The 18,963-nt window shown below is 40.1% G+C and carries 17 protein-coding genes and 1 pseudogene; 7 read left to right on the top strand and 11 right to left on the bottom strand.

Going from position 1 to position 18,963, the window contains the following annotated elements; genetic code table 11:
• Window positions 1-68: 68 nt before the first annotated feature.
• Entirely contained in the window at window positions 69-1,700 is a 1,632-nt protein-coding gene (locus V7K56_RS00765; protein ID WP_334906636.1) for a phospholipase D-like domain-containing protein, read from the bottom strand.
• Between the two features lie 217 nt (window positions 1,701-1,917).
• Here V7K56_RS00765 and V7K56_RS00760 point away from each other — a divergent pair, with 217 nt between their 5' ends.
• The gene (locus V7K56_RS00760) at window positions 1,918-3,087 is read left to right on the top strand and encodes a cysteine desulfurase family protein (protein WP_334906634.1); all 1,170 of its coding nucleotides are present in this window, start codon (window positions 1,918-1,920) and stop codon (window positions 3,085-3,087) included.
• Between the two features lie 319 nt (window positions 3,088-3,406).
• Window positions 3,407-4,420 (top strand): VOC family protein, encoded by a 1,014-nt coding sequence (locus tag V7K56_RS00755; protein WP_334906632.1) that lies wholly within the window; start codon window positions 3,407-3,409, stop codon window positions 4,418-4,420.
• A gap of 116 nt (window positions 4,421-4,536) precedes the next feature.
• Here V7K56_RS00755 and tftA read toward each other — a convergent pair whose 3' ends face one another.
• Window positions 4,537-5,889 carry a hormogonium tapered terminus morphoprotein TftA gene (gene tftA, locus V7K56_RS00750; protein WP_334906630.1) on the bottom strand — a complete coding sequence of 451 codons (1,353 nt, stop codon included), beginning with the start codon at window positions 5,887-5,889 and terminating at the stop codon, window positions 4,537-4,539.
• Between the two features lie 179 nt (window positions 5,890-6,068).
• On the opposite strand from tftA, the gene dnaG reads away from it, so the two are divergent.
• Both dnaG and V7K56_RS00740 read left to right on the top strand, forming a co-directional pair.
• Window positions 6,069-8,027, top strand: a complete 1,959-nt coding sequence (gene dnaG / locus V7K56_RS00745; RefSeq protein ID WP_334906713.1) for a DNA primase — start codon at window positions 6,069-6,071, stop codon at window positions 8,025-8,027.
• A gap of 81 nt (window positions 8,028-8,108) precedes the next feature.
• Window positions 8,109-9,344, top strand: a complete 1,236-nt coding sequence (locus V7K56_RS00740) for a DUF4336 domain-containing protein (RefSeq protein WP_334906628.1) — start codon at window positions 8,109-8,111, stop codon at window positions 9,342-9,344.
• A 243-nt stretch (window positions 9,345-9,587) separates the two neighbouring features.
• Here V7K56_RS00740 and V7K56_RS00735 read toward each other — a convergent pair whose 3' ends face one another.
• From V7K56_RS00735 to V7K56_RS00720, 4 genes are all read right to left on the bottom strand, one after another.
• Complete coding sequence (locus tag V7K56_RS00735; protein ID WP_334906626.1) at window positions 9,588-10,262, bottom strand: response regulator transcription factor; 675 nt, start codon at window positions 10,260-10,262, stop codon at window positions 9,588-9,590.
• A gap of 67 nt (window positions 10,263-10,329) precedes the next feature.
• Window positions 10,330-11,748 carry a sensor histidine kinase gene (locus V7K56_RS00730; protein ID WP_334906624.1) on the bottom strand — a complete coding sequence of 473 codons (1,419 nt, stop codon included), beginning with the start codon at window positions 11,746-11,748 and terminating at the stop codon, window positions 10,330-10,332.
• Window positions 11,749-11,792: 44 nt separating this feature from the next.
• Window positions 11,793-12,527 carry a DUF4079 domain-containing protein gene (locus tag V7K56_RS00725; RefSeq protein WP_334906622.1) on the bottom strand — a complete coding sequence of 245 codons (735 nt, stop codon included), beginning with the start codon at window positions 12,525-12,527 and terminating at the stop codon, window positions 11,793-11,795.
• Window positions 12,528-12,717: 190 nt separating this feature from the next.
• Window positions 12,718-13,098, bottom strand: coding sequence for a hypothetical protein (locus V7K56_RS00720; protein ID WP_334906620.1), 381 nt, complete (start codon window positions 13,096-13,098; stop codon window positions 12,718-12,720).
• Between the two features lie 253 nt (window positions 13,099-13,351).
• Here V7K56_RS00720 and V7K56_RS00715 point away from each other — a divergent pair, with 253 nt between their 5' ends.
• Together V7K56_RS00715 and V7K56_RS00710 are read left to right on the top strand one after the other, a co-directional pair.
• The gene (locus V7K56_RS00715; RefSeq protein ID WP_334906618.1) at window positions 13,352-14,335 is read left to right on the top strand and encodes a DMT family transporter; all 984 of its coding nucleotides are present in this window, start codon (window positions 13,352-13,354) and stop codon (window positions 14,333-14,335) included.
• Between the two features lie 88 nt (window positions 14,336-14,423).
• A pseudogene (locus tag V7K56_RS00710) lies at window positions 14,424-14,791 on the top strand (IS701 family transposase); the annotation flags it as partial.
• 7 nt (window positions 14,792-14,798) lie between these two features.
• Here the strand turns inward: V7K56_RS00710 and V7K56_RS00705 are convergent.
• From V7K56_RS00705 to V7K56_RS00695, 3 genes are all read right to left on the bottom strand, one after another.
• Window positions 14,799-15,770, bottom strand: coding sequence for an MvdD family ATP-grasp ribosomal peptide maturase (locus tag V7K56_RS00705; protein WP_334906616.1), 972 nt, complete (start codon window positions 15,768-15,770; stop codon window positions 14,799-14,801).
• Between the two features lie 306 nt (window positions 15,771-16,076).
• Entirely contained in the window at window positions 16,077-17,066 is a 990-nt protein-coding gene (locus tag V7K56_RS00700) for an MvdC family ATP-grasp ribosomal peptide maturase (RefSeq protein ID WP_334906614.1), read from the bottom strand.
• 191 nt (window positions 17,067-17,257) lie between these two features.
• Window positions 17,258-17,548, bottom strand: a complete 291-nt coding sequence (locus tag V7K56_RS00695) for a microviridin/marinostatin family tricyclic proteinase inhibitor (protein WP_334906612.1) — start codon at window positions 17,546-17,548, stop codon at window positions 17,258-17,260.
• A 452-nt stretch (window positions 17,549-18,000) separates the two neighbouring features.
• On the opposite strand from V7K56_RS00695, the gene V7K56_RS00690 reads away from it, so the two are divergent.
• The gene (locus V7K56_RS00690) at window positions 18,001-18,225 is read left to right on the top strand and encodes a hypothetical protein (RefSeq protein WP_334906610.1); all 225 of its coding nucleotides are present in this window, start codon (window positions 18,001-18,003) and stop codon (window positions 18,223-18,225) included.
• On the opposite strand, the gene V7K56_RS36870 is transcribed toward V7K56_RS00690, so the two are convergent.
• Window positions 18,222-18,452 (bottom strand): transposase family protein, encoded by a 231-nt coding sequence (locus tag V7K56_RS36870; protein ID WP_442939899.1) that lies wholly within the window; start codon window positions 18,450-18,452, stop codon window positions 18,222-18,224. The two genes, V7K56_RS00690 and V7K56_RS36870, sit on opposite strands and share 4 nt — an antisense overlap.
• Window positions 18,419-18,616 carry a hypothetical protein gene (locus V7K56_RS36865; RefSeq protein WP_442939898.1) on the bottom strand — a complete coding sequence of 66 codons (198 nt, stop codon included), beginning with the start codon at window positions 18,614-18,616 and terminating at the stop codon, window positions 18,419-18,421. The genes V7K56_RS36870 and V7K56_RS36865 overlap by 34 nt, the downstream gene beginning before the upstream one ends.
• Between the last annotated feature and the right edge of the window lie 347 nt (window positions 18,617-18,963).

Genomic DNA, 18,963 nt, shown 5'->3' with positions numbered 1-18,963 from the left:
GGCGAATAAAATTCGCGGCTACATAAACAAAGCCCACCTCCGTGGGCTAAGATAAAATGCTGGGCGCTTTACCAAGTGATGCGACCGCTCCATTTTCCCAACATCTTAGCACTCACTCCGGGAACTCTTTCTAAGTCTTGTAAAGATATAAATTTTTGTTGTTGACGACTAATAATTATTCGCTGTGCTAACTTCTTACCCACGCCAGGGAGAGTTACTAATTCTTCTAAACTGGCGGTGTTGATATTTACTTTTTGAGTTGCTTGTAACTCAGTTGATGAAGAAGTTTTTATTTGGGGACACCGTGTTTGTTCTAATTTAATTTTTTGTTGAATTGCTGGTGGTAAGCCTGGTTTAATTTTGGTATAAAGACGAGCAAATTCTCGCACATAATGGGCAGCAACTATCGGATTTTCAATCACGACAAGTGTCTCATCGTTACCATTATTGGCAGCATCTGACCAATTATGAGAACCTGTAATTACAGTTTGACTATCAATAACACCAAACTTGTGATGCAATAAATCGCCTTTAGGTAATACAGGTACACCTACGGTAGTAATTGGATTTGACCAAGGATGATTGTCAATTTCATATTTACATTTGTTACTCAGAGCAACCCCCATCATATCTAATGCTTCGCTATAAGAACGGTAGGCAAATTGTGGTTCAATTAAAGCGCGAATTTGCACACTTTGTTGATGGCGTTTTTCTAAAATATTGGCAAGACGCTGTTCGGAAAGGACAAATAATGCTATGTCAATAGATTTGGTTGCTGAATCTAAAGTTTTAGCAATTAAACCATTACTACTGTTATTCCAAGGTTGAGTTGGAGAAGTAGGCGAAAATTGCACAGTAATTTTGGTATTACCTAAAGTTATTTGTTTAGGTAAACGCAGCGGTTTTTTTAAACCAAATCGACTATCTGGTTGACCTCCCGGCCCATCTCCCCATAAGATGTTAAACTCTTCTGTAAATAAAGATGCTAATTCTCGGCTGTCAATCTGCAATAAATTATTGGCATTGCCTAAACTGCCGGAATTTGTAAAATCACCAGAAGTATCACTTAATGTAAAATTAGCTGAAGTGATAATTACAAGATGATTGTCCACAATCACAAATTTGTGATGCATCAAGCTGCTACCCGCTGAACCATCTGCTCGATCGTCTAGCCAGGGAATTTGGGCATTCTGCAAAATTATCAAAGCATCTCTTTGATTGATTTCTGCTGGACTAAGTTGATTATCGCGGTTAATATCGATAAATTGGCGAAATTCGTTGTAACGTTCCTGTTCTCTTTTATCTAACTTACCTACTTCAGTAGATGTTAAGCTACTCCAAGGTCGGCTATAGGTATTTTCTAAAATGATTCTGACTTTTACCCCAGCTTTTTGTCTATCAACCAATGCTTGGGCAACTCTGGGTAAACGTAATTCTTGCACCGCCACATCTACTGTAGATTTAGCTTGCATAATCGCATCGACAATCTGTTTTTCTAAATCATCCCCAAGGCGAGTTTGCTGACGGTAAGCTTCTTGGTATTCTGAAGACTCAGAATGGTTAAAATAAACTTGAACTAACGGATCTTGTGGTAAGGGTGCTGGACGCTGATTATAAGACTGGACTCGTTGACAACCAGCCAAAGAGAATATCAGTAAAAAGATATATAAAAAATATCTTTGTCTAAAGATAAGTTGCACTGTAATCTGTTAAAAGTGGATTGAAAGTGGATAGATTTATCATTCCCAAAATTTTGTGTTTTGAATTAAGTAGAGAAATAAGTTTCCAAGTAAAGGGAAAAAGCCACTATTAGATGTAGAATTACAGATATTTTTTTCAGGATTTGTCCACCAAAACTGTATATGCTGACAAATCCGCAGTCTATCACCAACGTGTGTTCTCACTATTATCGGTTATATGCAAGTTTATCTAGATTACAGCGCCACTACTCCGACTCGAAAAGAAGCGATCGCACTTATGCAAACAATCCTCACTCAACAGTGGGGCAATCCCTCCAGCTTACATGAGTGGGGACAACGGGCGGCAACGGTTGTAGAACAAGCCAGAGTCCAAGTTGCTGGTTTAATTAACGCTACCACTCCTGAATCGCTCGTTTTTACTTCTGGCGGCACTGAGGCAGATAATCTAGCAATTATGGGTGTGGTTCGGTTGTATGCTGTTCCTCAACATCTAATTATTTCCAGCGTTGAGCATTCCGCAATTTATGAGACAGTAAGGTTGCTAGAAATGTGGGGTTGGGAAGTTACGCGCTTATCTGTAGATATTAAAGGCAGAGTCAACCCCTTGGATTTAAAAGCGGTGTTGCGACATAACACAGCCTTAGTTTCTATAATTTACGGTCAAAGTGAAGTTGGGACTGTGCAACCAATCGCAGAACTGGGTAAGATAGTGCGATCGCATGGGGCTTTGTTCCATACAGATGCGGTGCAAGTTGCAGGACGCTTACCCATAGATGTGCAACAACTCCCAGTAGACTTACTTAGCCTTTCTAGTCATAAAATATATGGACCCCAAGGTGCAGGGGCGTTGTACGTGCGTCCTGGTGTGGAATTGATGCCTTTACTCGGTGGTGGTGGACAAGAAATGGGACTGCGTTCTGGTACGCAAGCAGTACCCGTAATTGCCGGATTTGGTGTAGCAGCAGAATTAGCAGCGCAAGAATTGGCTACAGAAACACCACGGTTGATTCAGTTACGCGATCGCGCCTTTGCCCAATTAGCTGAAATTCCTGGTTTAATTCCTACAGGGGATACTTGCGATCGTCTACCTCACCATGTCAGTATGTGCCTAGAAAACGCCGATGGGGAAAAACTCAGCGGTAAAACCTTGGTACGACAGTTAAACCTTGCTGGCATCGGCATCAGTGCTGGTGCTGCTTGTCATAGTGGTAAACTTAGCCCTAGCCCGATATTGTTAGCAATGGGCTATTCAAAAAAAGCTGCTTTGGGAGGAATTCGCATCACATTGGGGCGTGATACTACCGAAGCTGATATAGATTGGACGGTGATGGTGTTGAAGCAAGTTTTGCAAAGGTTAACACCGGATTTATCTTTAGTTAAACGTTGATTGCTCAGCGTACAATTACTGCAAACTCATTCTTTTTTGTCCAAAGTCCAATGACTTAGGGCTGGAGCTTAGACTAGACTAAATGGTGAAAAAAAGCGGTCAGCCTTGTTGAACTGACCACGTTTTGAGCAATGCTGAAATTTAGATAAAAATAACAGCTTGACTATGACATTTGATAAGCGTGAAACTTTTCCGCACAGAAGTGTACACCCTCTTGAGCAATGGCAAAGATGCACTATTGATCCATAAAAATAAAGGTTAAATCTTCATTTACAAGTGATATTATCATTCAGTAAAATTTATTTCCAATAGTACATCAATGGAAATACCATCTATCAGTGGTTTATACGAATTCGTGATTGCAGCAACAGCAGAGTCTGAATCTGTCTTTATTCAATATTGGCAACAGTTTGGTTTTACTGTAGGAGAATCTGGTACTCTGAATGCAAAAGGAGCCAATCAATTATATGGGATCAATTCCGATTTGCGCTCGCTTCGCCTTTATAATCAAGTTACAGATAGAAGTTTGCTCCGCTTGATGATATGGGAAAAAGCAATTAACGAAGGATTAGGACTGACTCCTTTAAAAGCTGTGGGTAGCCGTTGGGGAACTAGTTTATCTTTGGATGTGTTTAATATTGCCAACCATGCTGAAGATGCGATCGCTGCTGGTTTGCCTGTATATTATGTTCCACCTCAGAGAAATTTGATTAATCGTTCTGAGTCATTTGAACCATTTATACAAGCTAATCCCTGCGTGCATGAAATGGTTCTTATCCAACCGTTAACACGACAAGTTCTTTTTGAGCGCCATGATTATACTATCCCTAATTCCGGCATTGTCAACCAGGATTCTCACTTCAAAGGTTCGGAGTTCGTTCACGTTGGACTGATTGTTGAGTGTGAGCATGAAAAGTTAGATTTTTACGACCAAGTGCTTGGTTTGCATCGTGCTGTGAATAATCGCGAAAGCAAATACGGTGAAGCTTCTCGTCGCATCCTTGAGCTAAAAGGACCAGAAAATGGGGAGCATATGCTGAATTATTACTTTACTGCTCCTCTGCCCTCTACTACAGAGCAACCCAAAACTCGTTCGGGGAACATTGAAGTTTTGCGGTTTGAAGGTAGCTTACCAAATAAGCTGAATTACTCTCGTCCCGGCTGCTTAGGGGTTTGTTTATATACTATGAAAGTGAGGGATATTGAGTCGTATCACCAGCGCGTTAGTAGTAGCGAAGCTACGGAGGTGACGCAGATGTATGAAAACGAGTTTGGCGAGAAGAGTTTCTCTTTTGTCGCTCCTGACGGATATTTTTGGACTTTATTAGAGTAAGTTTTAACAGGAGGTTTGAAGCAAAAATTGGACATTTCATCGCGATGTCTACGATGGGCTACGTCTACGCTCAAATTCATATTTATATTCTGCAACGCCAATTTTCCTTTCCTTACTCAAAGAAGTCCTGCTGATTCATATAATCGTTTGAGCATTGCTGAAATCTTTGTACCATAATCCAAATCTGCTGACCACCGCCCTGATAGCTGATCGATTAATGGCGCAATCCCCCGTGTGACAAAGCGAAACCTGGGATCTACTACTTCTTGTACCAAAGGTTCTAAACTAGCGTAAGCTTTCAAATGTTGGATGTGCGCCCTAACTCCAATTCTGGCACTTGGAAAAGATGCAGCCTCCGAACCGCCACCGATCGCACCTAAGCCTGCAAAGTTATTTTGCTCAGGTTTAATATCACCACCAAACCGTAAAAATCCAGTTTCTACACACATTTGGCAAAAGGCAATATCATAATTAACTCCCTCTATACCTGATTCTTCGCGATAAAGTTTTGGGATATCAGGAAACTTTGTTAAAGCATTTTCATTATTATTTCTCAGAAATAATTGTAACTGTACTTCGGAAGTATTACCGTTTGACATCACCCGCGAAAATTGACCGGGGCAAACTACTAAATTCGAGCGCAAGCTGACAGTACGTGTTGCAGCATCCCAAGTGACTGCAATATTAAAATCTCGCAGTTCGATCGCTTTGACATAAACTACTTTGTGATAGGTAATCCGATTGACATTAGCTGCTTTTGAAAGGTCAATTCGTAAAAGGTCTATTAAATCAATAGGAATGTAAGCATTACCATTAACTAAAACACCTTGCTCGGTGTAACTTTGTCCATTAATATTAATATTAATCGGCGGATAATTTGGTTCAACTGGAGTTCCAGGAGTGGGGTCAATTACGCGACTCCAAGTTACCAATCCATCGGCAATTCCCAAAGCAAAATCCCGGCGACGATTTTGCAGCAAAGCCCGATCCTCTGGATTGCTAAGAAACCCCACTTGTATCACCAAAGCTGGCAGCGTTGTCTGGCGACAGAATGCTAACCTACCCAATCCGCTATCTGTATCTGGCTTGACTCCGCGATTCGGTAATTGGGGTACGCGGCGCAACAACCCAACTAGTAACTGTTCAGCATTACTCTTGCGATCGCTATTATTAGTAATGTAGAAAACGCTAGCCCCACGCACAGAAGGGCTGTTAGCCGCATTAGCTGCAATTTCTAGGGCGACATCACCCCGGCGGCCGCGGGAATTGATCCAGCTGATAGTTTGGGCGGCGCTCAAGTCATCAGGAACCGCCAAAATTTCCAAACTCCGCGCTCTTAGTTCCGTGACAATCAAATCCCGCAGCAAAATCATTTCTTTTGCTTCACTTGTACCACCTGCGATCGCACCTTGATCTATTCCTCCGGCTTCTTTGCCTCCATGAGCCGCTGATATAAAAATACGCCCCATCTTCAGTATTTCCTCTGATAAAATTAAGTTTAAGCAATTGTATAGATCATTCTTGGTCTAGCAACAAGAATATAATAGCGATCAGAAGTCATTTGTCCTTTGTCCTTTGTCCTTTTTTCAAAGTTAATGCCCAATGACTAATGACTAATGACCAATGACTAATGACTAATGACAAAGCCATGCAAATCCCCCGCTTGCACCCAGACACAATTGAGGAAGTTAAACTACGGGCTGATATTGTAGATGTCGTCTCAGAATACGTAGTTTTACGCAAACGAGGAAAGGATTTTGTCGGTTTGTGTCCCTTCCACGATGAGAAATCTCCCAGTTTCACCGTTAGTCAAACCAAGCAAATGTACTATTGCTTCGGCTGTCAAGCTGGGGGAAATGCCATTAAGTTTGTCATGGAGCTGGGGAAGCGTTCTTTTGCTGATGTGGTGCTAGATTTAGCACGGCGTTACCAAGTACCTGTACAAACTCTCGAACCCGAACAACGCCAAGAATTACAGCGTCAGCTATCTTTGCGTGAGCAGTTATATGAAGTTCTGGCAACGTCCGCACAGTTTTATCAACACGCCCTCAGACAATCTCAAGGGCAAAAGGCACTTCAATATTTGCAATCTAATCGCCAACTCAAAGAAGAAACTATACAGCAATTTGGTTTAGGTTACGCCCCCGCAGGTTGGGAAACTCTCTATCGTTATTTAGTGGATAATAAACATTATCCAGTGCAAATTCTCTTAAAAGCGGGATTGATTAAGCCACGCCGGGAAGGAGGTGGTTATTATGATGTATTTCGCGATCGCTTGATGATTCCCATCCGCGATGTCCAAGGACGCGTCATTGCCTTTGGTGGGAGAACTCTAACTGATGAACAACCTAAATATCTAAATTCACCAGAAACCGAACTTTTTAGTAAAGGCAAAACATTATTTGCCCTCGATCAAGCCAAAGGTGGAATTTCTCAACTCGATCAAGCGGTGGTGGTGGAAGGATATTTTGATGCGATCGCTCTCCACGCTGCTGGTATTAATAACGCCGTCGCTTCTCTCGGTACGGCATTAAGCTTAGAACAAGTGCGGTTAATATTACGTTACACCGAATCGAAACAATTAGTACTCAACTTTGATGCTGATAAAGCCGGAACTAATGCCGCCGAAAGAGCGATCAGTGAAATTGCCGAATTAGCATATAAGGGCGAAGTTCAGCTAAAAATTCTCAATTTACCCGATGGTAAAGATGCTGATGAATACTTGCACCAGCGAACTCCCGAAGATTATGGAGAACTGCTAAAAAATGCGCCACTTTGGCTAGACTGGCAGATTCAGCAAATTATTCAAGACCGAGACTTAAAACAGGCTACTGATTTTCAGCAAGTAACTCAGCAAATAGTCAAATTACTTAAAAATATAGCTAACAGCGATACACGAAATTATTATGTTTCTTATTGTGCTGAAATACTCAGCTTGGGAGATACCAGACTTATACCTCTACGAGTCGAAAATCTGTTAACTCAAATTGTTCCAGCTGCGGTTACATATTCTAAGCCTGTGTCAGCTAAAAAAGCATGGGGAGGCGGTAAAGTTTCTCCACCCACGATTTCCAACTCCTCACTCCCTACAGAACGCAGTCTTTTAGAACGCGCAGAAGCGTTATTATTGCGAGTTTACTTGCATTGTCCCGAACAGCGTCAAATAATTGTTGACGAACTTGTTGAGCGAGATTTGCAATTTAGTCTTTCCCACCACCGATTTTTATGGCAACAGATTTTAGAAATTTCATCCGGTGATGGAGAGACGAAAAACTTTGCGTCTCAACCAAATTTAATTTCCCGCCTCCAAGATCGGTTCTTAGAATTTGACAGCGAGATCGGGTTAATTTCTCATTTATTTCATGTGGATGAAAAAAACCAAAAAGAAATACTGCGGACTCCACAAGTAGTTCAAGCTGCGATCGCTTGTATGGATTTAGTGATGCTTGAAAAACGCTATCGTCACTTTTTGGAACTATGGCAACAAACCGATCCAGAAGCGGAACCAGAGCGGTATCAATATTATTATCAAGCTTTCTACGCTGAAAAAATCAAGCTTCAACAAATAGACCGACAACGGTTATTTTCGATCACAGAGCTAAGTTAATACAATAGCAATACTTTCAGTCTTCACTCTTTGCTAATTCTCCCGATTAAACCTTAACACTCACAGGACAATGGAACGACGATGAACTCACAAGGATTTAAGTCGAGGGTTGAACTACAAGATCAAGGGATATCTCCTTTGAACAACCCAAAGGATTGGTCATGGCCATTCTGGGCTACTGTCCCACTGTACCCTTACAGCAAGCGGCGGACACTTCGCAAGGAAATAGTTAAGGACACTATCTGGACATTCGATCAGCTTCACGGCATTCTCTACACCATCGTGCCGATTCGGATGACTGTGGTCAAGCTTGCTGCCAGAGGTCTTCTGGTTTATGCTCCTGTTGCCCCCACAACTGAGTGTGTCCGCTTGGTTAATGAGTTGGTAGCAGAGCACGGTGCAGTTAAGTACATCATACTGCCAACGAGTTCTGGTTTGGAGCATAAAGTCTTCGTTGGCCCCTTTTCTCGTCGCTTTCCTGAAGCACAAGTCTTTGTTGCCCCGCATCAGTGGAGTTTCCCGTTCAACCTGCCGCTTAGTTGGCTAGGCTTTCCCCAAAAACGGACTCAAGAACTTCCACACGACTCAAGCCTTGCTCCCTTCGCTCTGGAGTTTGACTATGCAATATTGGACATCAATTTGGGACGAGGATCTTTTGCAGAAGTTGCAATGTTTCACAAGCGATCGCGCACTCTACTTGTAACTGATTCTATACTTTCTGTTCCAGTTGACCCACCAGAAATCCTCCAATTAGATCCTTATCCCTTACTGTTTCATGCCAGGGACAATGCCTGGGAGATAATCGAGGACAATGAAGACAACCGCCGCAAGGGATGGCAACGTATTTCATTATTTGCGCTTTACTTTCGTTCAAGTGCCTTGGAAGTTACTCCCATCGGACAGATGTTTCGTGATGCTTTCAAAGCACCACAGCGAACCCTAAAAACGTACTTTGGTTTATTTCCTTTTCGCTGGCAAGAAACCTGGAAGCAGGCATTTGACGCTCTACGAGGTCAGGGGCGACCATTTGTCGCACCAATTTTGCAAATCCTCATTTTTCCTCAAGCACCAAGACAAGTCCTCAACTGGGCTGATACAGTTGCAAGTTGGAATTTTCAGCAAATTATTCCCTGTCACTTTGACTCGTTAATTAAAGCAAATCCGCGGCAATTTCGGCAAGCATTTGCTTTTCTGGAAAAAAATCTTTCTTCTAGCGAAAGCCAGCTTCTATTGGAGGAAGACTTAAAATTCATTAAGGAACTTGAAGCGGGTCTAGTTAAGCACGGGATCGCAAGGCCAGCTAAAGAAAAGTTGTAATCAATAATACGTCTATCAGGGCGATCGCATTTTTTTCACTGGCTGATTTACCTGCACGGCAATGCTTTTTTTTGGAGTTGCTGCAACTGTGATTATTTTGACATATATAGCAGAAGGCAGGAGGTAAAACTATTGCTAACTCTAGCATTCACCCCATCCTTATGTCCTAACCTGTGTGATTACGGCTATAGTAGTTACCGCATGGTTAAGGTAGAGAAAATCGAGTCAATTAGTGGGTTAAAACTATTCTCGAAGTACATAGCCCACGCCACGCACTGTATGAATCAAGCGTTTTTCATGATTCTCTTCTAGTTTTATACGCAAGTAACGGATGTAGACTTCAATGATATTGGAATTACCCATAAAGTCATAACCCCAAACTTTCTGTAGAATTTGGTCTTTAGTAAATACCTGACGGGGATGTGAAAGCATATACTCTAATAAATCAAACTCTTTTGCCGTTAATTCAATTGCCCGATTACCTCGGTAAACTTGGCGAGTACGATGACTTAAACTTAAGTCTTCAAACTGTAAAATGTCCTGATTTGTGTCTTGAGTACGGCGTAAATGAGCGCGGATTCTAGCTAGCAGTTCTTCAATACTAAATGGTTTGACCACATAATCATCTGCTCCAGCATCCAAACCTGCTACACGATCATTAACTTCATCTTTTGCTGTCAATAATATTACTGGTATAGAGATACCAGTTGCTCGCAACCGACGACAGATTTCTAAACCTGACAGTCCTGGTAGCATCCAATCAAGAATGACTAAATCTGGTGATAACTCCCGTGCTAAAGTTAAACCAGCGATTCCATCATGTGCCACATTTATATTGTAACCTTCGCTATTTAATTCCAATTCAACAAATCGCGCTAGTTTAACTTCATCTTCAACTAAAAGAATATTTGCTGACATATTTTTGCTCTGATAGCAGATATATAAAATTAGAATATAATTGCCATTTTCAGCTACCTTTGGCTAACTATGTAAGTAAAGTTATTGTAAACTCACTTCCTTCTCCTAACTTGGATTGCACAGATACATTACCACCCATACCTTCTACAAGTGTTTTAACAATTGATAAACCCAAACCAGAACCTCCAGTTGATTGAGAGCGGGATTGCTCTACGCGGTAAAATCGCTCAAAAATCCGTGTTTGGTGTTGTAAAGGAATGCCATAACCTCGATCGGAAACTTTAATAATTGCTTTTTCATGAACTTGATTTAGCTTTATACTCACAGGCGTACCAGCTTCAGAATACTTAATAGCATTATCAACCAAATTTAGCAATACTTGTTTCAGACGACTGTAATCTGCTTTTACTTCAATGGGGTAAATTTTTGACTCGATTGTAATTAGGCGATCGCTATATTTTTGTGCCATGATAACGACTTCTTCAACTAAGTCATTCAGTACATAAGATTTCATCTGAAAATGTAAATAACCACTATCTGCTCGTGCTAAATCAAGCAAATCTTGTAGCAGGCGAATAGTACGTTCAGTTTCCGATGCAGCAGTTTCTAGAGCTTCTTGTTGAGTTTCTGTTAAGTTATTCTGCCGTCGCAAAACGCTTTGCAAATAACCATGTACAATTGTCAAAGGTGTGCGTAACTCGTGAGAAACGTTACTCACAAATTCTCGCTCTTGCTCCCAAGATTGCCAAAGGCGCGATAGTAACATGGTTAAAGTTTGAGCTAATTCTTTGACTTCACTGGGTGCATTATCAACATATAATTGTGCTTGTCCTAAATCTTTTATAGAAATGGCAGAAGTCATTTGACTTAGCTGACGCAGTGGTTGCAAAGAACGTCTAATATAAAATGTCATTATAGCTATCATCACAATAATTGCCGAAATACTAGCAATATTTAAACTCTGCACCATTGCTACAAACATCGTCTGTTCGCGAGTAATATCCTGTGCTACAAAAAGCTTACCTAGTAACTTACCCTGTACTTGCAAAGAACCACTACTTAAAACAAAGTAGCTTTGATTAACTTTGTAAATTTGTGCTTTAATCTGCATATTACTCAGAGACATCAACTGAGTCACTGTAGAATCAGATAACAAATCCAAAGTTATAGATTTTACCAGTATTTTATCATCATCATTTTTTACCCATAATAATATTTTGGTATTTCCTAAGTTATTAATAGCCTTTTGTAACCCGGTTTCAGGTTGCATCATTTCACTATAAATTTGTACATCATGTGGCAAGCGTTGAGCGATTTGTTCTATATTCTGTTTATGACTATCGATTAAAAATTGCTGCATTTTCCAACGAGTCCATGCAGCAAGACTACCTAATATTAAAGCTGAAAACGTAGCAATACCAACTGTTATGCGTAGTTGTAATGAGAATGGGTCAAGATATATCCAAGTTTTTTTGCTTTGATTCACTATTTGAGTTTGAGTTGATAAAAAAGATGTTGATTTCTATATTATTAATGATTTTGGGGTAAAGAAGATGGCTGAATAGTACAGGATTTTGTATCACATTTTTGTTCGTAAAGTATCTTAACATAGGGTTCCTGCCAAGTAAGAGGAACTTCTAACAACGCCCGTGTCCCTGTGATTCCCTGCCCAATAAATAATAAAAGGGCGATGGAATTAAGAATGATGTGAACTTTGCGCCAGCCATTAGTTTTATCTTGATAAATGTCTCGCACAATAGAGAGCGAAAAAATCATCAACAGAGCAGCAGTTAGCCCATAGTAGTAGTGAGAAATATACCATTGATCAGTTTTGCGGTAGATACCATCTTGACAACCAAGCACTACTAATGCCATCCCTGTCAGGGTTGCAAATATGCCGCGCCATTTTTTCTCCTTTGCTTGATAGAGTAAATATAAAGAAGCGATCGCAGCCACGAACAATAGCCCAATAAAAATTACCTGGAATGGGGATTTCATCCAAACTTGATTGTCTAAAATATTATTTATAATATCGTTGGCGAACGCTATTAAAACAATACTAACAACTGCTCCAGTTAGCCAGTGACCCAACTGGACGTGTTCTTGTCCCACTGTGGGGGAAATTTTGCTTTTACCCGTAGTTAAAGTTTGCAATCGGCGTTGACGGACTTGTAAAGCACGGTTGACAATGATACCAATTAATGGAAAGACTACAAGTACAGCGATCGCTGGATGTAACAGCAGGATAATATCTTTAAATTCCATATCTGACCTCTCACCAAAAGTGACAAATTCCTTTTCTTAGACAATGCCTTTTGACTAATTCTGCGGTTATTAGCAACTGCTAGAAAATTTCAGATTTCGGATAAATTTTTGGGTAGCGCTTGGCACTACCCTTTTTTAGATACTTATGAAGTGGTACATTACACTTAAACAAGCACCTACAACTAAAAATTTACTTAACTTCATCGGCGGCAAACTTAGTGACTTTACCCTTTTTAACTGCAACTATCACATCGTAAGTAGAACAATAAGCAAAGGTCACATTATTAGCTTTGTTATAAAGATTAACTACCATACCTGCACCACCAGGTTGAACAGCAAGCGGTTCAAGATCGCCAAAAAAGAAACGACGTAATTCGTCACCACCACCAAACTGACCCTTGTGCTTGATGACCAAATCAATCTTTTGTTGAGTAGTCAAACCTGTAGCATCTTTCATTTCTGCGGCTGATGCTTGCATCAGGGAAGGACTCACAGTTTTAAGTGGAACATTACAGGCTGTTAACATCCCAACAATAGCAACACTTGTAAGCACAGAAGAAGCGATTTTCATTTGTTTTTCCTTATATTGAAGCTCCTCAATGAACTAAAGCATCGCATCTGCTACTGAGGCTCAAATGAAACCAGTCTATTAATTATCTGAATTTATCCATTGGGAAAACTTAGTTTAGATTCAGCAGATTCTCAGTAAATTATGATATTCTTCTATCTCAGCTTGCTTTAAGTGTTTTCTCAGATTCATCTCATGTAAAATTAAGCAAGTCAGATGAGTATAGGAAAGAGTATTTCCTGGCAGTGGTGTTATTGTGAGCAGAGCGAGAAGATGGCATCCTTCTATCGATAAAATTCCAGGTCAAACCTATCTCTGGCTAGCAATCTTGATTTTTGGAGCCTCTAGTGCAGTTACCCGCAAGCTGACACAAATTGGCGCTCAACATTTCATAGATGGTCGAAATCCGATTTCTTTATGTAATGTTTTATTCATAGGAAATTTGTGTGCTTTGATATTTCTGTTACCTATTTATAGGCAACAGTGGCAGAAAAAGACTTTGAAGCTACTGTCAAAAAAAGATTGGTTGGCGCTGACAGTAGTAGCTATTTTATCTGGAGCGCTGATTCCTGGTTTAGTTTTCCAAGCATTAGCATTAACAGAAGTTAATAATGTTATTTTGGTTGGACGCTTAGAGCCACCTCTAACTATGGCTTTATCAGTCTGGTTATTAAAAGAACAGGTAAATCGTTGGGAAATTCTCGGAGCGATCGCTGCATTTATCGGTGTTACCCTTACTATTATTCTGCAACCTTCACAGGCAGCTACGATCAATATGGGTGTTTTAAGAGTGGGTGTTGGAGAATTTTTAGCAGCGGTAGCTGCTGTAGCTTCAGTCGCTTCAACGATTATTGTTAAAGTCAGAATCTCCAATATCCCAGTCGGAATCTTTAGTACATTTCGTACTGCTTTAGGAACTGTAATATTTTTCTTCGCTGCTTTAGTTCTCTATGGCAGCAACCATTTTATAAATGTATTCTCACCTTTCCTGTGGCAGTGGATGCTTGTTTATGGTGCTGTGATTGTGGTGTTAGGTCAGTTATTTTGGCTCAAAGGCTTAAGAGCTTCTACCGTGTCAGCAGCTTCCTTAGCAGGCTCTTTTACACCAATTGTAGGAATTATAGCAGCTTATTTAGTACTGGGGGAAGCTCCTACTCTAGCCCAGTATATTGGTGGTAGCTTGATTTTAGTTGGCATATTACTGAGCCAAGTTGGTATTCGCCCCCAGATTTATCGTTAAGTTGCAACTACTAACGAGACTTAAACGAAATAAGAGAGTAAAAAAGACTATAATGCATAAATAGCATAGCTTTCACATTGAAAGAGATTTTATCACCAATATTTCTTTATCAATTGTCACACCACAATGGATAGTTGATACTTATGGTAATAGAAATTGGGTAGAAGTTTTCTATCGAGAAGCTAAGGGATAGTTAGGACTAAAAGAATATCAAGTCCGAGATAAAAGGAGTCTACTTCGGCATTTCATCTTAGTTTTCTGTGCCTATACTTTTGTTCTTTGGCATCAGTTAAGTGGGGGATTAAGACGAAGGTGGGCTAACAAACCTTTGAATACTTTTACTGAAGCTTTAGAGGCCTTTAGAACGGCTATGTCTTACGATTTTTCGATTGGTTAACACTAAATCGTGACCTGTTTGCCTCTTATAAAGCCAGTTTGGGCTACATTTGGGCTTGATTTTTGTTTAAGTCCCATTATTTAAAACCTCAGCGATCGCCTGGGAAATTGGTAAGCCAGGACAGCGTTCCAGCCAGAAGAACTCGCCAACTGGGTTAACTTCAAGGAATACATGACGACCATCAGGAGTCAAAATAATATCAAGCGCCCCATAGTTTAAACGGAATTCTGCCATGAGTTTGAGCAATTTCTCTTCGACATCTTCGGGCAAAGTGTATGACTCCCAAGCGTCGAGTAAGGCGATTCCCTGTTTGCGCCAGTCGTAACGTGCCTTATCCAAAGCTTGAGAATCAACCGCAGCCGTTAGCACACGCTTACCGACAATAATTGTCCGCAATTCCAATGCCTTGGGAATCTTCTCCTGAAATGTCATTGGGCAGAAACGTAAGCCATCAAGGTTGTCTAGATCCTCTGATGAAATTGGATTTGTAAACACAACTTTTTCTCGCCCTCGTTCATCATAAATAGCAAAGGAAGACAGCATTTTTGTAATCATTCCCTGCTGACACTCTTGGGCAAATTGCTTTACTGCTACTGGATTATTTGTAGTCAGAGTGCGTGGCGTATCTAGACCGATATCTCCTGCTATTTGTAATTGCAGTTGCTTATTTTCCGCTCGGCGAATATTTGGCATAGGGTCAAGATGAAACCCCCTGATACTAGCAATCATTCCCTCAATACTGACACGAGATTCTTTTAGTGAGGCTTGTCTAAGTTGCCTGTCCATCGAGTTGGGAATTTTTGATCCTATTGCAATGCGCCGATACCAAACTGCTGACACTTCATTTAAATCTAATGTCTGGTCATCGACACTCAGAATCACTCGCTTAGTACTACCATAGTAAATATCTAACTGTATTTCTGTGGGAAATCGGTCTGTGTCAAAACGAAATGCTTTCTTTCCTTGGGCTTCAATTGCCTGAATAACTAAAGGAATACTTTCGTTATCTTGGCTGTGAGTAATTATTAAAACAGTCACGTCGCTTCGCTCCGAATTCAAAATTCAAAATTCAAAATTTAAAATTAATGATCCCCAGAAATAAATTCATGAGCAAGTAAACGGACGTAGTATTTCTTGCACTATGTGTCTCGAAATACATTTTTTTACTTCTCCATAAATAAATTTAGGAGCCACTTGCTCTACTTGGGGAAACCCCAAGTAGAGCAAGTGGCGTGGGTTTGTATACGAAAGCGTTTTCGGTCATTTACAAATATAGAGAATGGAGTACGTTACAGATAAATATAGATGTTATCAGTTGGTTTGAAATTTTTAAGTAAGAGCATTTTACTTTGGATTTGTTGAAAGTAGTGCAGATGCAATAGCTAGAGCAATTGGATAGTCCAAATCTCTCTCCAGCATCCCCCACTCTCCTGTAGGATTAATTTCTAAAAAAACATATTCTCCTGATGGTGTTTTAATAAAATCAAATGCTCCAAAAACCAGTCCAAACTTGGCCATAAAGGCATCCAAACAACGGATTAGTTTATCAGGTAATCGCTCTGGTTGCCAGGTAAGAATCTTTTTTGTCTCACGTCGCCAATCTTGGGTAGATGCTGCATACTCAGACGCATCTAGCGCCCCAACAAAGAGATTGCCATTCACATACACTACTCGTAGTTCTTGCTGTTTAGGGATTTGTTCTTGAAACATCACTGGACAATAGCGCAGTGTTTCAGCATCAAGTAAGTCTTCTTTTTTAACGGCGCTGGTATACATGAAAAAAGAAGAGGCTTGCATCCCAAAAGAAAGAGGTCTGAGCAGCTTGACAATCATTTTTCCCTTGACTTGGTGGAAAAATTCTCGTGCTTCTTGAGGATTATTGGTGACGAGAGTCCGAGGTATGACAAGACCTACTTCCGATGCAACCCGCAGTTGGCGTAACTTGTTTTCAGCTGCACTTATGCGGCGTAAATCATCCACCCATTTAGCCTCTCTCAGGCTGTCCCAAAAGCCATCTAAGACTGCGAGTGATTCACTAGAACAGACTGCTTGAAATTGTGGAGCCAATTCTTTACCAAGATCGGGTTGCCAAATACGCCGCATCCATACTGCTTGCACTTGCTCGGTGTTGAGAGAGCAATCGTTATATTCCAGTGTATGATTGCTACCAGAGTTACTGAAATTAGCTTGGAGTTGGAGTGCGATCGGAAACTTATCAGTATCAAGACGAAATGGCTGCGCGCCTAGTTTTGATACTGCTTCTGCAACTCTATCTATTGTAAAGTAATCGCCACTATGGGTGATTAATAAAACTACATCACGCTCAAGTTGCATAAAATATTTTTATTAGTTTTTGTATTTTCACTATCGTCAACTATTGAGAAAGCAAAATATTAAAAAAGTGAACTTAATTTTAATGGGAAGCCAACCTCTAGATGAAGTTGGCAAAGCTAACTGTATTTTTATTTTGACAATAGTTTCAAAACCGCATCTTTGGTGTAGTCAAAAGTATGCAGCTATGAAGGTCAAGACAGCGACCGGTCATCATCGCCATCTGAAGGAAACTTCTGAGTAACAGCGTACTTATCACTATCAGAACGGTACTTCTTGGTTACTGAAGTGGCATCTTCTTGATCGGATGGAAACTTCAGAGTTTGGACAAGTTCATCATCATTATTGTTTGTGGCATTATTGCATCCACCGAGAATCGCTTTTGATTCTTGATCAGAAAGGTCTTCAATGCTTTGCCCTTCCAAGAATCGAGCAAAGAATGGTACCGCTTGTAAATTTAAATCTTCTGGTTTGTTTTCAGACACAATCTTCCTCCTATAAAAAGTGAATCTAAATTTATACTGACCTAATTATATGACATAGTAGTTACCTATACCTTTGCCAAAATAAGAGTTTATACATCAACTCATCCTCGGAAATTGGCGAAGGTATTGACTTACCAAAACAAGTATTAATTTATTTTTTACAAAATATTTACTTTTGTGTAATTATGCTTGTATGAAGTTAAAAATATAATAATTTTTATTAAGTAAGTCAGGACTTACACAAAATAATGGAAAAACGAACCGCAAAGGCGCAAAAGACGCAAAGGAATGAGAGTTTTAGAGAGTTATTGCGTAAGTCCTATAAGTATGGACGGGGTACAATTGTGAAACAGTACTAACTGTATCTATCCCCTCCAAAATGCCTCTTAACATGCTTACATCTTGGATAGATTCGATTTTAGGTAATAAAACAATTTATTTGATTTAAGTTGATGTCAGATCTACTTATTCAAAATTGCCAAGTATTATATATTGCTGCTGATAGCAGTGAAGTAAAAATTTTTCCTAACCAAGATATTTTAGTCCGAGGCAATAAAATTGAAGCAATACAAGCTACTGGAATAGCAAATGCCAGTCATTTTCATCGACATCTGATCGCTAATGGGATGCTAGCAATGCCAGGGTTAATCAATAGACCTCTTGCAAAAGTCTCTTAGGCAAATTCGGTTTGGGAGAGATGAAGCTCGTAATTGTAGAGAGCAGCAATCAGATTAAACCTCAAACTAAATCTTTTTCGACGATTCCTATAAGTGAGGGACAAAATTTTAAATACCTTCAGCTTTCGATGTACATGCTCACCTAAAACTCTAATTTTAGCTAATTCTTGATTACTCTTTTTATCTTCAGAAGTTAACTTACCTCCTCTGGGCTTTTTTTTGGGAATGCGACCATTACAATGTAATTTTTGAAACCTTGATAACCTTTATCTCCCAAGCATTCTATGTTTTCTCTTAACCTCAGCTTACTGTTTTTAAATATACGAAAATCATGCTCTCTACCTTTGCCATGAGCAGTGCAGATGATTTGACCATTCGCTTGGTCTACCACTACTTGTGACTTTAGTGTATGCTGTTTCTTTTTACCACTGTAGAACTTTTTTTGTTTTTTTTAGGGCGTTCAATCGGACTTTCTGTAACATCAACTACCACGACCTCTAACTGATTATTAGAAGTAGCGAGTCTTTTCTTACCTGGAAGCGTGAAAGACCTAGATTTAGTCAGCGTATCTTCTATTTTTCGGATAATTCGGTAAACTGTAGACTCATTTACTCCCCAAGATTGACCTACAGCAGATTGCAGGTAGATAGAGTACACTAAAGGCTAGTGCATCAACCGGGACTATGAAAGCTTACTCTATCGACTTTCGAGAAAAAATAATTGAGGCATACTCTCAAG

The sequence above is a fragment of the Nostoc sp. genome, from assembly GCF_036917535.1.
GTDB lineage: Bacteria > Cyanobacteriota > Cyanobacteriia > Cyanobacteriales > Nostocaceae > Nostoc.
Note: the sequence above shows the minus strand (reverse complement) of the source record. Positions and strands in the feature narration are given on the sequence as shown.

Excerpts from the sequence above, each read along its gene's own strand:
- V7K56_RS00735 (WP_334906626.1), bottom strand. The coding sequence starts at position 10,262 with ATGTCAGCAAATATTCTTTTAGTTGAAGATGAAGTTAAACTAGCGCGA.
- V7K56_RS00740 (WP_334906628.1), top strand. The coding sequence starts at position 8,109 with ATGAACTCACAAGGATTTAAGTCGAGGGTTGAACTACAAGATCAAGGG.
- V7K56_RS00690 (WP_334906610.1), top strand. The coding sequence starts at position 18,001 with ATGTCAGATCTACTTATTCAAAATTGCCAAGTATTATATATTGCTGCT.
- V7K56_RS00720 (WP_334906620.1), bottom strand. The coding sequence starts at position 13,098 with ATGAAAATCGCTTCTTCTGTGCTTACAAGTGTTGCTATTGTTGGGATG.
- dnaG (WP_334906713.1), top strand. The coding sequence starts at position 6,069 with ATGCAAATCCCCCGCTTGCACCCAGACACAATTGAGGAAGTTAAACTA.
- V7K56_RS00760 (WP_334906634.1), top strand. The coding sequence starts at position 1,918 with ATGCAAGTTTATCTAGATTACAGCGCCACTACTCCGACTCGAAAAGAA.
- V7K56_RS00755 (WP_334906632.1), top strand. The coding sequence starts at position 3,407 with ATGGAAATACCATCTATCAGTGGTTTATACGAATTCGTGATTGCAGCA.
- tftA (WP_334906630.1), bottom strand. The coding sequence starts at position 5,889 with ATGGGGCGTATTTTTATATCAGCGGCTCATGGAGGCAAAGAAGCCGGA.
- V7K56_RS00700 (WP_334906614.1), bottom strand. The coding sequence starts at position 17,066 with ATGCAACTTGAGCGTGATGTAGTTTTATTAATCACCCATAGTGGCGAT.
- V7K56_RS00725 (WP_334906622.1), bottom strand. The coding sequence starts at position 12,527 with ATGGAATTTAAAGATATTATCCTGCTGTTACATCCAGCGATCGCTGTA.